Raw genomic sequence first — 13194 nt, forward strand, 5'->3', positions numbered from 1 at the left:
GGGGCGGAACGGTTCGGCTCTACTTGACGCTGCGCGGGAAGGTGATCTCCACGCGGCGGTTCTTCTTGCGGCCTTCCTCGGTGCCGTTGTCGGCGATCGGGTAGTCCTCGCTGTAGCCGCGTACGTCGAAGGTGACGCTTGGGTTCGTCACCGTCCTCGCCAGCTCGGCCTGGACCGCGTCGGCGCGCTTCTTGGAGAGTTCCTTGCCGTGTTCGTAGCTGCCCTGGTCGTCAGTGAAGCCGAAGACCCGGACGGTGGTGGCCTTCTGGGTGTTGATCTCCTGCGCGATGGCCTGGATACGGGCGGCGGCCTGAGCGTTGAAGATGGCACTGTCCTCGGGGAACATCACCTCGGATTGCAGCGCCATCATGACGGTCTGGTTCGTCTCCTGGCGCCGTTCCTCGCCGCCAAGGTCTTCGACTACCTCGACCATGTCCAGCACCTTGGAGGGTGCGAGCACGCCGCCCTGTGGGAGCTTCAGCCCCGGAGAGTCGGGCCTGATGGGCGGGGGCGCAGAGGTCGAGGGTTCAGTGCCCGGGGGAACGGACGGCGTGACGTCGTCCGCGTAGGCACTGGTCGCGCCGACGAAATGGGCCCCGGCGATGACGAGGCTGGCGACGGCTGTGGCAGCTGTGGTGCGATGGCGTTTGGTCATGGGGTCACCCGGAGATTTTGATGGTGGCCGCGGCAAAGGTCGGCAGACCAAACACGACCTCGGTTGTGGTGGCCGGTGGCGAGGGGAACTGCGCGAAGAAGGCGATGCTCTCATTGCCCGAGATGGACGCGAGACCGGTAGTGCATGCACACCGCCCCTCTGTGTCACGCAGCACGAGGTAGCGCTTCTTACCAACAGCGTCGACCAAGCTTGCGCCAGCGACGGATCCAGGACTGGCCGTCCTCTCTTCACCGCGCAGAGCCCCGAGCCTGGTGAACACCTCGGAACCTGTGTTCTTGATCTGACCGCTGACGGTGACATACCCGTCTTGGTCACGAACAGCCGAATTGATCTCCAGCACGAGACTGGAAGGACCTTGCGCCGTAGCAACTACTTCGAGAGGACCCGAGTCCTTGCTCGCGGTGGGCGCGGGCTGCCGAGGACTACTACTCCCCTGGCTCTGGGGAGCCTCGGACTTCGCCGGCTCCTTCGCCTTGCCGCTATCTCCGCCGCACCCGGCCAACGCGAGGGCCAAGACCGCCGCAACCGCAACGGCCGCTCCCCCGCGGACCTTCACCTTCTGCCGAATGCCCATGTGCTCCGCTTCCTTGTCCTTCGGGTCGTTGTCAGTTGATCAGTCGCACATTGAAGAGCTGCCTCGCCAGCTTGGTCAATGGACCTGGCGTTGAAGGGTTCACCTTGACCTCACCACTGCCCCTGCAATCGATGACAACCGGACCGGGTGACGCGCTGGGCGACGGTGTCGCGGTGGGGGTCGGCCCCGGCTGTAGTGCGCACCTAGGCTCGATCACGGCAGTCGCTGAGGCATGGCCCTTCCTGTCCTCAGTCCCGGGGATGACCGTGTCCCCGATCGACTTGTCAGTCTCCGTGGCGACGGTGAACCTCAATACCCCAGCGCTGCATTCCGCAGTGGCACCATTCGAGGCGGCAAAGTCGTGCGCCTTCGCGCAAGCCCCGTTCGGGTTGAGCCGATCACCGTCAAGGATGTCTTTCCAGTCAGCGGGTGTGAGCGTGAGGAGATCCATGCCCACGAACAGGTTGTCCCGGGTCTCGCGGGCAGCGGCGAGTGCCGCCGCATCGGCGGCACCCTGAGCATCGCTGCGCGTGGCCCCCGCCATACCGACGACAACGAAGGCCAACGCGGCGAAGAGCAGGCAGGCCATCATCGCGACATAGAAAGGGAGAACCTGGCCCCGGTCACGCGAGCCGGGGCCGGTCATCAACCCGTGATCTTCTTCAAGGCCGCATCGATGGCACCCACGATGTCGCCTGCCAGCCCAGACGCAATGATCGCCGTGATGATCAACGCGATGATCACGATGATCCCCAGATACTCGAAGACCGTCTGCCCCTCGTCCCCACCCCGCCGCACGCTGTTCTTCCGCTCGACGATCGCCTTGAGCAGTCTGAGGTTCTGCATGGGAGTCCTCTCCAGAGCCGGCGCCGTTATCGGTTCGCGGACGGTACGCCGACGCACCAGCAGTTGCAAAGGGTCCCGGGACCCAATTACGGACCCACTGCGCACTCCGTCTACCCATGGCCAGTCACCCCCGGACGGGCGGTTCCCAGCCAACGGGCTATCGCCTCGCTGCGGGTGGCGGTCTGGAGCTTCGCGAAGATCCGGTTGATGTGGTTCTTGACCGTCTTCTCACTGATAAAGCAACTGGCTGCGATCTGCTGGTTACTCATGCCGGAAGCGATGAGACCCATGACCTCCTCCTCACGTGAACTCAGCCCGAACACAGCATGGTTGGGAAGGCGCTCCGACGACTGTCCCACAGTTCGTTGCGGATGCGAAGAGGTCCGGAGTTCCGCGAGGACCGCACTCGCCGCCGTCGGGCTGAAATGCGCCCGCCCCGCGCGGACGTCGCGGACGGCTTCGACGAGGTGATCCGGCGTGAATTCGCCGTGCACCAAGTAGCCGCCCGCACCCAGCAGCAGCGCCTCGCGGACGATCTCCGACTCCTGGCTGTACGTCAGCATCAGCACCGATGCGAGCTGCACGAGGTGCGGCAGGGCCGAGATGCCGTCCACGCCCGGCATCCGGACGTCCAGGAGGACCACATCCGGGGAGTGGAGCCGCGTCAGGCGGAGCGCCTCGCGGCCGTCCGCCGCCTCCGCCGCCACCTGTATGTCCTCGGCGGTATCCAGGAGAGCCGCCAGGCCGGCCCGTACGACCGGGTTGTCGTCGGCGATGAGCACGCGCAGCGGCGCCATCACACACCCCTCCCCACGGCGAGGGCCGACAGCGGAAGGGCCAGGCGGACCTGTGTCCCCGGCTGCCCGCCCGGGCGGGAACCGATGTGGAGGCGGGCACCGATCGCGGCCGCTCGTTCCGCCATGCCCACCAAGCCGAAGCGGCCCGCGCCGGACAGCGACGCGAGGTCGACATCGTCCGGGAGCCCGCGTCCGTCGTCTTCGATCACCAGGAGGAGATCAGGGGCGTCGACGGCCGCCTCTACCGTGATCCGTGCGGCCCCCGCATGGCGCCGGGCGTTCTCCACGGCCTCCCCCGCCACCGCCAGCAAGTGCCGGGCCACGGGGGACGGCACCACCGGGAGGGTGCCGGTCACGCGCAGCTCGGCGACGTCGGGGTCGGGGCCGATCCGGGCCTGGAGTTCCGAGGCCAGGGACACCCCCGGCGCGTCCAAGTCCCTTCGCAGGTCGTCCAGTACCTCCCGGGACTCCGTCGCCGCGCGGCGGGCCGCGCCGGACACCAGGGCGGCCTGGCGGCGGAGGGTCGCAGGGTCGGTGGTGCGACTCAGGGAGTCGGCGGCCAGGGCCAGGCCGTGCAGGGTCTTCGCGAGGGAGTCGTGCAACTCGCGGGCCAGGTGTTCCCGTTCGGCTTGCACCGCCTCCGCCACCGCCCGGCGGGCACGGGTCTCCAGCAGGGCCTGGCCGGCCGTGCCGAAGCGGAGGAGCAGGCTGCGCAGGGAGGCCCCGGCCGCACCCGCCAGGACGCAGAGCACGGCCAGCGTCAGGGCCTCGGCGACGAGCGCCACCACGGCCGCCTGGACGATCGCGTAGACCGCCGCGCCGGGGCGACCGTAGACGATCCCGGCGAGGAGCGGGGTGCACACCGCGATGAGGAGGAGCGGGGAGCCGGGGGTGGCCGTCAGGAACAGGAGTCCGCCGAAGAAAGCCCAGTCGACCACCAGCGGCCAGCGGTGGCGCAGGAGCAGCGGTCCGAAGCGCTCCCATTCGCGGAACAGGACGTAGGACAGCAGGAAGGTCAGCAGGACCGCTCCGCCCGCCAGGTGCGTCGGTGCCCCGGGCGCCGTGCGGCTCAGCACCACCGGCGTCGCGAGGGCGATCATCACGAGGCGGAAGGCGAAGACCTGGCGGCACAGCGCCTGCAGGGCGTTGGCCTGGAGGGCGATCGGCAGCTGCACCGCGGGGCGGGCGGACGGCCGGTCGCGTGCGGCGGCGGACGCCATGGCATCCAGCGAGGCGGTCATGGCTCAGCCGCCCCCGAACATGGCGCCGAAGTCCACGTCGGCTCCGTACACGAACCCGCCGATCAGAAGGATCATGGTCCCGGGGAGCATGAACATCGTGACGACGAAGGTGGCCTTCGGGACGGCCTTGGCGGCCCGGCGGCGGGCGTTCTGGGCGTCCGTACGCCGCATGTCCTCGGCGATGGCGATCAGGGTGTCGACGATCGGGGAGCCGAGCTCCTCGCCCTGCTGGAGGGCGGTGACGAACTGCGCGACCTGCTCGGAGTCGTTGCGGCGGCGCAGCTCGTCGAAGGCCTGGCGGCGGCTGACGCCCATGGTCATCTGCTGGAGGGTGATCCGGATCTCGTCGGACCACGGGCCCTCGTACTTGTCCGCGACCCGCTCCAGCGCGGGCCGGAAGCCGAGCCCGGCGCTGACGACCACGGCGAGGACGTCCAGGAAGTCCGGCAGGGTCCGGTCGATGTGGTCGCGACGGATCCGGATCGCCGACCAGAGGCCGGCCTCGATCCAGAAAAGGCCGAAGGCGACCATCAGCAGGGCCAGGATCAGCTGGCCGTTGATCAGCATGGCGAAGGCGCCGACCGCGCCGAGGAAGGCGTACACGGCGCGGCGGGCGGCGTAGCGGTCGATGGTCAGGCCGGACGGGTTGCCCGCCGTGTCGATCTGGCGGCGCTTGCGCGCCACCCGGTCGGGGCCCATCAGGCGCAGTATCAGCGGCGCGTAGCGGATGCCGATGCGGTCGATGAGGGAGCCGACGGCCGTCGTGCGGGTGGCGCCGACCTCCAGGGCCAGCATCAGGTCGGACGGGAGTTTGGTGTCGGCGCGGTAGAGCCGGACGCCGTGGAACACGCCGAAGACCGACAGGCCCACGGCCAGGGCCAGGAGCAGCGCGATCATGCGGACCTCCTCATACGTCGATCTTGGACAGGCGGCGGATGGCCAGGAATCCGAGCGCGAAGAGCCCCAGGGCGATCAGTACGGCGATCTGCCCGATGCCCGCTCCGGTCATCCGGTCCAGGGCGCCGGGCATCATCGCGTCCACGAGGAGCAGCGAGCCGACGCCCATCACCGGGACGAGGTACGCGGTGGCCGTGACCTGGGACAGCTGGGTACGGACCTCCCGACGGGTCTCCTTGCGCTGCTCCAGCGTCACCGTGAGGTTGCGCAGGCTGCCGACGATCGCCCCGCCCGCGCGGGCGGACAGGACGAGGGTGGAGACGAGTACGACCAACTCGCGGGAGGGCAGTCGTTCTTCGATCTCCCCCAGAGCCTCCTCGATGGAGTGCCCGACCGCGAGCCGGTTGGCGACCCGGGCCAGTTCCTCGCCGGCCGGTGCCTCCAGTTCCTCGGCCGCCATGCCGATGGCGGTACGCAGGGCCAGGCCGGCCTGGGTGGCGTTGGCGAGGATCCGGGCCAGGTCGGGGAGCTGGTTGATGAACCGCTCGGTGCGGCGCGACCGCTGCCAGTTGAGGAAGGCGTTGGCGCCCCAGAGGGCGATCAGGCCGGCCACCGGGCCGAAGAAGGGGGCCAGGAAGGAGGCCGAGACCAGCCAGATCCCGGCGACCGTGGCCAGCATGTAGACGAAGTACTCGCCGACGGTGAGGTCCAGGCCGGTCACCGCGAGCTTGCGCTCGATGCCGCGCCCCAGCTGGGTCTTGCGCAGGCGCCGGTCCACGCCCTGGAAGCGGCGCGTACGGCCGAGGGGCGCGGGCATGCCGGTCGCCGAGAGGCGCTCGATGAGCGCGGCGCGCTGGGCGCGGCCGGCGGCGTAGACGTGGAGGCCGACGACCACGAGGACGCAGGCCAGCAGCGTGGCGCCGAGGGTGAGGAGGACGAGTGGGTTCACAAGGCGGTCCGGGTGATGCGGGCGGGCAGGGGGCCGGTGAGGGGGTCCGTGAGCGGGTCGGCCGGCACCGACTCGACCCCGAAGGCCTGCGGGATCGGCTGGTTGTTCATGTAGAGGCGGTCGGCGAGCCAGCGCGGCAGCGGGTAGTACTCGAAGCGGCCGTGGACGCGGCCGTCGGGGCCCATGGGCATCGCCGCGAAGCGGCAGACCGTCGTGATGCGGAAGGGCTCGCGGCCGTGCGAGTCGAGGAGGGAGATCTCGGTGATGCGGCGCGTGCCGTCGCCGAAGCGGGTGAGCTGGACGATGACGTGGACGGCGCTGTTGATCTGGTCCTGGAGCGCCTCGAAGGGGATCTCCACCTCGGACATCGAGGCGAGGGTCTGCAGGCGCATCAGGGCGTCGACGGAACTGTTCGCGTGCACGGTGGCCAGCGAGCCGTCGTGACCGGTGGACATCGCCTGGAGCATGTCGAGCGTCTCGCCGCCGCGGACCTCGCCGACGATGATGCGGTCGGGGCGCATGCGCAGGGAGTTGCGGACCAGGTCGCGGATGGTGATCTCTCCCTTGCCCTCCACGTTGGCCGGGCGGGATTCGAGCCGGATGACGTGCGCCTGCTGGAGCTGGAGCTCGGCGGAGTCCTCGATCGTGATGATGCGCTCGCCCTCCGGGATCAGGCCGGAGAGGGCGTTGAGGAGGGTGGTCTTGCCGGTGCCGGTGGCGCCGGAGACGATCACGTTCAGCTTGGCCGCGACCAGACCCGACAGCAGGAGGACCATCTGCTCGTCCAGGGAGCCGACGCCGATCATCTCGTGGAGAGTGAAGGCGCGGGGGAAGCGGCGGATCGTGAGGGTGGCGCCGGTCAGGGAGAGCGGCGGGATGATCACGTTGACGCGCTCGCCGCTGGGCAGACGGGCGTCGACCATCGGGTTCGCCTCGTCCACACGGCGGTTGACCGTGGAGACGATGCGCTCGATGGTCTGCATCAGCTGCTCGTGCGAGGCGAAGCGGAGCGGGAGCTGCTCCACGCGGCCGGAACGCTCCACGAAGATCTGGTCGGGGCCGTTGACCATGATCTCGGAGATGGTCGGGTCTTCGAGGAGCGGTTCGAGCACGCCGAGGCCGAGGGCCTCGTCCACGACGCGGCGGATGAGCTGGGACCGCTCGGCGGTGGAGAGGACCGGGCCCTCGCGGCTGATGATGTGGCCGAGGACGCGCTCCAGGCGCGCGCGGCGCTCTGCCGGCGCGAGCGCGGACATCTCGGCGAGGTCGATCTCCTCCAGCAGCTTCGCGCGGTACGAGGAGACCAGGCGGCCGTCCTCGCGCGGGTTGTGGCGGTCGTCGGGGGTGTTCACCCTGGAACGCAGGCTCATGGTCCGGTCACTTCCAGTCTTCGGGCATGGCGGCGGTCCGGGTGACGGTGCGGTCGGCCACCCCGGGCACGATCGAGTCGATGGTGATGGTCACCCTCATCGTGATCGCGTCCCCAGTCCTACCCGGGCTGATGTCCGCTCGCCGCGCGAGGCTCGGCCTGATCGCTGCCAGTCCTGCTTGCACCCCCGTGCCCCGCTCGCGCGCTTCCACGCGCGCCGCCGTACGAGCCGCCGTCTCGGCCTGCTGGACCACGTAGGCGGACCAGCCGAGCTGGATCCCGCCAAGCCCGACCAGGAGCAGGAAGGGCAGGAAACCGATGTACTCCAGGGCGACTTGACCCCGGTCGCGATCGCCGCCGCGGATGCTGCGGAGCCGGTTCATCTCAGTCCTCCTGCTCGTTCGGGGAGCCGCCGTGGCCTTCGATGGGGATGCCGATGTCGAAGCCCGGGAACAGGATGGGAAGGTTGAGCCTGACCTTGGCCGTGTAGAGGTTCCCCGAGGCCCCGCACTGCGCGGGCGGCATTTTCCAGCCCGCCGAGATGTGCTCCCGCGCGGCTGTCTGGCAGGCACCCTCTCCGTGCACCGCGCCCACCCGTGCCGCCTCGTCCGCCGCGTTCCCGGCCAGGGAGTACGCGTACCCGATCAGCACGCACTCCCACACCGCCACCACGATGAGCAGGATGAACGGGAGCATGCCGACGAACTCGAACGCCACCTGCCCCCGATCCCCACGGCCCCGTATCCGGCTCAGTACCCCGGCCCGTCTCCGCCCGGACACCCCTCAGCCCTCCCGCCCGCGCCGCAGCCACGGTCCGAGGGCGCCGCGGTCGCCGCCGCGCAGCCGGGCCACCGGCCCGGAGCCCCGTACCGCCAGGGCCGCGCCGGGCTCCGCAGAGGGGACGGCGGCGGGGTCCGCGTCGGGGGCGGTCAGCAGGCCCAGTTCGCCCGCCACCGCCCACAGGGCCTGCTTGACCGTCGAGCGGTTGTCCAGGTCCTGCACCCGGCCCGCGTCGACGACGGCCTGGAGTTCCTTGAAGGCCGCCGGCACGGGGGTGCGTACCGCCCGGGTCTTGGTGATCTTCTCTATCAGGGCGGGCTGGATCTCGGTCTGCTTGGACCAGCGGTTGACGACCATGGTCGTTTCCTCCGCCTTCCTGACCTGGAGGCGTTCCCACATCCGGACCATCCGCTTGGCGGCCCGTACGGCTATCACGTCGGGGGTGGTGACCAGGACGGCCACGTCCGCGAGTTCCACGGCGGCCGCGTTGGCGCCGGTCACCTGGGTTCCGCAGTCGATGACGACCAGCTCGTAGCGGGCGCGCAGGGCGGCGATCACGTGACGGGCGGCGCGGTCGTCGACCTCCTCGCCGCGTTCGCCGTCGGCCGGCGCCAGGAGCAGCGCGAGCCCGGTGCGGTCGTCGTAGACGGCGTCCGACAGGACGCGCGGGGAGATGTCCTGGATGCCGGCGAGGTCGGCGATGGAGCGGCGGAACTGCACGTCGAGGTACGAGCCGATGTCGCCGGCCTGGAGGTCCAGGTCGACCAGGGCGGTGCGCCGGCCCGCGGCCACCGCGGCCAGTGCGAACTGCACGGCCGCGAAGGTGGCGCCGACCCCGCCCTTGGCCCCGGTGACCGTGACGACCTTGCCGCCCGGGCCGCTGGGCAGCTCCGGGCCGCGGCCCAGGTGGCGGCGTACGCCCACGGACCACTGGGCGGCGGCCTGGACGCGGGCGGCGAGCTCCTCGTAGGCCAGGGGCAGGCCGATCAGGCCGCGGGCGCCGGAGTCCATGGCGGCGGAGAAGAGGGCGGGGCTCGTGTCGGAGGTGACGAGGACGACGCCGACGGCGGGGAAGCGCAGGGCGACCTCGCGGATGAGGTCCAGGACGGGGAGCGGACCGATCCGCTCGTGTACGAGGACCACCTCGGGCAGTTCGTCGATCGACTCGGCGGCGAGCCGGGCGAGCGTGTCGAGGAGGAAGGTGGAGTCGGGGACGGGGGCGGCCGGCTCGGCGCCCGGGAGCTGGCTGAGCAGGGTGGCGATGATGCGCGCGGATTCCGGGTCGCCGACCGCGGGGAGGATGCGAGTGGTCATCGGCGCCTCACTTGTCCCCTTCGAGGGTGTAGTAGCGGTCGCCCGGGTTGGGCGCCGAGTCGGTGCCGGGTGCCACCAGGGCCAGGCGTACGTGCACCGCGAAGGACTCGGCGTAGGCGACGCGCTGGGTGTCCTCGGTGGACAGGGCGAAGGTGATCGGGACGGCGTCGGTGGCCTTCTTGTCGCTGTCCTTGGGGTCGAGGGGGGTGAGCTTGCCGACGTTGATGACGCGGGCGTTGGCCACCATGACCACCGACGTGTCGGGGCCGTCGGCCTTCTTGCTCTTGAAGGTGCCGATGATGTTGACCTTGGAGCCGGGGGTGACTTTGCCCGCCACGCCCGTCGAGGCGTCGATCATGATGGCCATCTCCTGCTCCCCGGCCTGGAGCTTCGGCTTGTCGACGAACATGTCGCTCTGGAGCAGCGAGCCCTTCTTCAGGGCGGTGAGCGCCAGCTTGTCCCTGAGTGCGCCGAGGTCCGTGACGGCGGTCGCGGACAGCCACCGCTTCGGGAGCGTGACCTGCTCGAACTGGCCGGCCGTCAGGGGGGTGTACGGGGCTATGTCGCCCTTGACCCGGTAGGCGACGACCTCGTTGCCGACCTTGGAGTTGACGTCTCCCATCACCACGAGGACTCCGCCGAAGGCGGCGAGGGCGCACAGGACCGACAGGATCAGCAGGATGACGCCGCGGCGCTGGCGTGAGTTCATGGCCGTCTTACCTCGCCGTTCTTCATTCGTTCGGGCCGGTCAGTGTCTGGATCTGGATCTGGGGCGGAGCCGGGCCGCGGAGGCGGAGGCGGATCCCGACGCGGATCCGGCTGCCGTCGGCGGGGGCGGCTGCGGTGCGAGGAGCGGGGCGGCGCAGAAGCCGCAGCGGTCGCCGATGAGCTCGAACCCGCACCAGCGGCACTCCTCGCGGCGGACCGAGGCGACGAGCTGGTAGAGCACCGAGGGGTCCGGGATGGCGGCCGCGAACTCCACGAGCTTCGGCGTGGCCCACCAGGCGGGCGAGTCGGCGGGCAGCTGGCTCTCCATGACGCCCTGGACCCGCCAGGCGGGGGCCAGCTCGGAGGCCACCCAGTCGGTGGTGAGCTGGCCGCGGGCGAAGGTGAGGTGGGTGGCGAACTCGGGTCCCGGGGGGAGCGCGGGGCCGCCGCCGTGGGCCGCGCCGGAGCCCGAGCCCAGTTTGACCAGGTGGGGGGTCGGGTTGGCCAGTACGGCGAACTGGGCGTTCGGGGACCAGGACTTCGCGTGCGCCTTGAGCCCGACCGGGATGCGGTCCAGCTTGGCGACCGAGCCGAGCAGGGCGCCCGCGTAGATGTAGTGCGTGAGGAGCCGGGCGGCGGAGGCGAGGACTCCGGGGCTGAAGTCGCTGACCGTGAGCTGGCGCAGCTGACGCACCAGCAGGGCGGTTCCCAGCGGCGGGAGATCGACGTCGACCAGAGCGATCCGGTCGGTTTCCAGGATGGCCCGGACGGTGTGCAGGCGGCGGAGGGCGGAGACCCGCAGCCAGGACGGCACGAGGACCACCAGGTGGCCGTGGCGCTCCAGCAGGCCGGCCGTCTGGGCGAGCGCGCCGTCCAGGTCGAGCTCCTCGGGCGGAGGCAGTACGGCGGCGGCCGGGGTGTGCCGGTCCGGGGCCGGCAGCACCAGATCGGCGCTGGTGACAGCAATGGCGATCGGCACGCGCATCCCCCCGTTCACCCCGTCATCCACGGGCGTTCCCCTGACCGCCGTGCGGGCGCGCGTGCTGCGCGACCGCAAACGATCAACACCCTTCCCCCTTGCTCCAGCACCATATCCACGTCCTTCCTGACAGGGCAGGGCCTTGCGGATTCCCGTGCCACCGGCACGTGTCACAGAGGGCGGGAAAATCCGGACAACAAGGATCGGAAGACGACGGTCGGGTCGATCAGTTCAAGCCATATTGCAAACACTCTTGACATGGACATTGGACTAGACCAACTTGGCCGCAGGGCACCCCACTTGCCTCGAACACGCTTTTGACGCGCCCTCACTTCCCCACTCCCCCCACGGAGCCCACGTGAACCGCATCCGCTCCCTCGCCATCCCGCTCGCCGTGACCCTCGCCGCCGCCGGGCTCACCACCCTGGCCACCGGCACCGCCCAGGCCGCCGACGTCAACGTCGTCCGCAACGGCGGCTTCGAGTCCGGCCTCGCCAACTGGACGTGCACCTCCGGCAGCGGCGCCGTCGTCTCCTCCCCCGTCTTCGCGGGGGCCGGCGCCCTCAAGGCCACCCCGGCGGGCCAGGACAACGCCCGGTGCAGCCAGGTCGTCACCGTCAAGCCGGGTTCCACGTACACGCTGAGCCAGCAGGTCAACGGCTCGTACGTGTACCTCGGCGCGACCGGGACCGGCACCCAGGACGTCTCCACCTGGACCCCCGGCACCGGCGGCGGCTTCCAGAAGCTGTCCACCACCTTCACCACCGGCCCGAGCACCACCCAGGTCACCGTCTACACCCACGGCTGGTACGGCCAGCCGGGCTTCGTCGTGGACGAGTTCAGCGTCTTCGGCCCCGACGGCGGAGGCGGCACCGACCCGTCGCCGACCATCCCCGGCGCCCCGGCCGGCAGCGCCGTTTCCGGCCAGAGCTCCAGCGGGCTCACCCTTTCGTGGAACACGGTCACCGGGGCCGCCGGGTATTACGTGTATCAGGACGGCGTCCGCGTCCAGACCGTGACCTCGGGCACCTCGGCGCAGATCACCGGGCTCGCCGCGTCGACCACGTACTCCTTCCAGGTGAGCGCGTACAACGCGGCCGGCGAGGGCGCGAAGGGCGCGGCCGTGCCCGGCACCACCACGAGCGGCGGGGGCGGCAACCCGAACCCGTCGGTGCCCAAGCACGCGCTGACGGGCTACTGGCAGAACTTCAACAACGGCGCGACCGTCCAGAAGATCTCCGACGTCTCGGCGCAGTACGACATCATCGCCGTCTCCTTCGCCGACGCCACGACCACGCCCGGCGGCATCACCTTCAACCTCGACTCGGCCGGGCTCGGCGGCTACACGGTCCCCCAGTTCAAGGCGGACATCGCCGCGAAGAAGGCGGCCGGCAAGTCCGTCATCCTCTCCATCGGCGGCGAGAAGGGCACCATCTCGGTCAACGACTCGGCGTCCGCGACCAACCTCGCGAACTCCGCGTACGCGCTGATGCAGGAGTACGGCTTCACCGGGATCGACATCGACCTGGAGAACGGCCTGAACCCGACCTACATGACCCAGGCGCTGCGCGCGCTGGCGGCGAAGGCCGGCCCCTCGCTCGTCCTGACCATGGCCCCGCAGACCATCGACATGCAGTCCACGCAGGGCGGCTACTTCAAGACGGCTCTCGCGGTGAAGGACATCCTGACCGTCGTCAACATGCAGTACTACAACAGCGGCTCGATGAACGGCTGCGACGGCAACGTCTACCACCAGGGCTCGGTGGACTTCCTCACCGCGCTGGCCTGCATCCAGCTGGAGGGCGGGCTCGACCCCTCGCAGGTGGGCATCGGGGTCCCGGCCTCCCCCAGCGGCGCGGGCAGCGGCTACGTCTCCCCGGCCATCGTGAACAACGCGCTGGACTGCCTGACCCGCGGCACGAGCTGCGGGAGCTTCAAGCCGTCGAAGACCTACCCGGGACTGCGCGGCGCGATGACCTGGTCGACCAACTGGGACGCCAAGGCGGGTAGTGCTTGGTCCAATGCGGTGGGTCCCAAGGTCCACTCGCTGCCGTAGCAGGTAGG

Annotated in this window: 15 protein-coding genes; 1 reads left to right on the forward strand and 14 read right to left on the reverse strand. The window is 70.3% G+C overall.

Annotated features, from left to right (window positions below; genetic code table 11):
• Positions 1-19: 19 nt before the first annotated feature.
• The 14 genes from OHA37_RS13705 to OHA37_RS13770 form a co-directional block, all read right to left on the reverse strand.
• A complete protein-coding gene (locus OHA37_RS13705; protein WP_266905032.1) occupies positions 20-655 on the reverse strand; it encodes an OmpA family protein in 636 nt (211 codons plus the stop codon).
• A 4-nt stretch (positions 656-659) separates the two neighbouring features.
• On the reverse strand, positions 660-1016 hold the full coding sequence (locus tag OHA37_RS13710) for a hypothetical protein (RefSeq protein ID WP_266905034.1): 357 nt from the start codon (positions 1014-1016) through the stop codon (positions 660-662).
• Positions 1017-1281: 265 nt separating this feature from the next.
• Positions 1282-1896 (reverse strand): pilus assembly protein TadG-related protein, encoded by a 615-nt coding sequence (locus tag OHA37_RS13715; RefSeq protein ID WP_266905036.1) that lies wholly within the window; start codon positions 1894-1896, stop codon positions 1282-1284.
• Entirely contained in the window at positions 1896-2096 is a 201-nt protein-coding gene (locus tag OHA37_RS13720; protein WP_266905038.1) for a hypothetical protein, read from the reverse strand. Before OHA37_RS13720 ends, OHA37_RS13715 begins: the two co-directional genes overlap by 1 nt.
• Before the next feature lie 110 nt (positions 2097-2206).
• Positions 2207-2893, reverse strand: a complete 687-nt coding sequence (locus OHA37_RS13725) for a response regulator (protein WP_266912759.1) — start codon at positions 2891-2893, stop codon at positions 2207-2209.
• A complete protein-coding gene (locus OHA37_RS13730; protein ID WP_266905040.1) occupies positions 2893-4134 on the reverse strand; it encodes a sensor histidine kinase in 1242 nt (413 codons plus the stop codon). Before OHA37_RS13730 ends, OHA37_RS13725 begins: the two co-directional genes overlap by 1 nt.
• Before the next feature lie 3 nt (positions 4135-4137).
• Positions 4138-5028: a DUF5936 domain-containing protein gene (locus OHA37_RS13735; protein ID WP_266912761.1), complete on the reverse strand. Its 891-nt coding sequence runs from the start codon at positions 5026-5028 to the stop codon at positions 4138-4140.
• Positions 5029-5041: 13 nt separating this feature from the next.
• Positions 5042-5980, reverse strand: a complete 939-nt coding sequence (locus tag OHA37_RS13740; RefSeq protein WP_266905042.1) for a type II secretion system F family protein — start codon at positions 5978-5980, stop codon at positions 5042-5044.
• The gene (locus OHA37_RS13745; RefSeq protein WP_266905044.1) at positions 5977-7350 is read right to left on the reverse strand and encodes a CpaF family protein; all 1374 of its coding nucleotides are present in this window, start codon (positions 7348-7350) and stop codon (positions 5977-5979) included. Before OHA37_RS13745 ends, OHA37_RS13740 begins: the two co-directional genes overlap by 4 nt.
• Positions 7351-7357: 7 nt before the next feature.
• Entirely contained in the window at positions 7358-7732 is a 375-nt protein-coding gene (locus OHA37_RS13750) for a TadE/TadG family type IV pilus assembly protein (protein ID WP_266905046.1), read from the reverse strand.
• 1 nt (position 7733) lies between these two features.
• Positions 7734-8066 (reverse strand): TadE/TadG family type IV pilus assembly protein, encoded by a 333-nt coding sequence (locus OHA37_RS13755; protein ID WP_266905048.1) that lies wholly within the window; start codon positions 8064-8066, stop codon positions 7734-7736.
• A gap of 66 nt (positions 8067-8132) precedes the next feature.
• On the reverse strand, positions 8133-9443 hold the full coding sequence (locus OHA37_RS13760) for an AAA family ATPase (protein WP_266905050.1): 1311 nt from the start codon (positions 9441-9443) through the stop codon (positions 8133-8135).
• Positions 9444-9450: 7 nt separating this feature from the next.
• The gene (gene cpaB, locus OHA37_RS13765) at positions 9451-10152 is read right to left on the reverse strand and encodes a Flp pilus assembly protein CpaB (protein ID WP_266905052.1); all 702 of its coding nucleotides are present in this window, start codon (positions 10150-10152) and stop codon (positions 9451-9453) included.
• Between the two features lie 39 nt (positions 10153-10191).
• Positions 10192-11136 (reverse strand): hypothetical protein, encoded by a 945-nt coding sequence (locus tag OHA37_RS13770; RefSeq protein ID WP_266905054.1) that lies wholly within the window; start codon positions 11134-11136, stop codon positions 10192-10194.
• Positions 11137-11488: 352 nt separating this feature from the next.
• Between OHA37_RS13770 and OHA37_RS13775 the strand changes: the two genes are divergently transcribed.
• Positions 11489-13186, forward strand: coding sequence for a chitinase (locus OHA37_RS13775; protein ID WP_443046160.1), 1698 nt, complete (start codon positions 11489-11491; stop codon positions 13184-13186).
• Positions 13187-13194: the final 8 nt, after the last annotated feature.

This window comes from Streptomyces sp. NBC_00335 (assembly GCF_036127095.1).
GTDB lineage: Bacteria > Actinomycetota > Actinomycetes > Streptomycetales > Streptomycetaceae > Streptomyces.

Excerpts from the sequence above, each read along its gene's own strand:
- OHA37_RS13705 (WP_266905032.1), bottom strand. The coding sequence starts at position 655 with ATGACCAAACGCCATCGCACCACAGCTGCCACAGCCGTCGCCAGCCTC.
- OHA37_RS13750 (WP_266905046.1), bottom strand. The coding sequence starts at position 7,732 with ATGAACCGGCTCCGCAGCATCCGCGGCGGCGATCGCGACCGGGGTCAA.
- OHA37_RS13715 (WP_266905036.1), bottom strand. The coding sequence starts at position 1,896 with ATGACCGGCCCCGGCTCGCGTGACCGGGGCCAGGTTCTCCCTTTCTAT.
- OHA37_RS13725 (WP_266912759.1), bottom strand. The coding sequence starts at position 2,893 with ATGGCGCCGCTGCGCGTGCTCATCGCCGACGACAACCCGGTCGTACGG.
- OHA37_RS13770 (WP_266905054.1), bottom strand. The coding sequence starts at position 11,136 with ATGCGCGTGCCGATCGCCATTGCTGTCACCAGCGCCGATCTGGTGCTG.
- OHA37_RS13730 (WP_266905040.1), bottom strand. The coding sequence starts at position 4,134 with ATGACCGCCTCGCTGGATGCCATGGCGTCCGCCGCCGCACGCGACCGG.
- OHA37_RS13720 (WP_266905038.1), bottom strand. The coding sequence starts at position 2,096 with ATGCAGAACCTCAGACTGCTCAAGGCGATCGTCGAGCGGAAGAACAGC.
- OHA37_RS13760 (WP_266905050.1), bottom strand. The coding sequence starts at position 9,443 with ATGACCACTCGCATCCTCCCCGCGGTCGGCGACCCGGAATCCGCGCGC.
- OHA37_RS13745 (WP_266905044.1), bottom strand. The coding sequence starts at position 7,350 with ATGAGCCTGCGTTCCAGGGTGAACACCCCCGACGACCGCCACAACCCG.
- cpaB (WP_266905052.1), bottom strand. The coding sequence starts at position 10,152 with ATGAACTCACGCCAGCGCCGCGGCGTCATCCTGCTGATCCTGTCGGTC.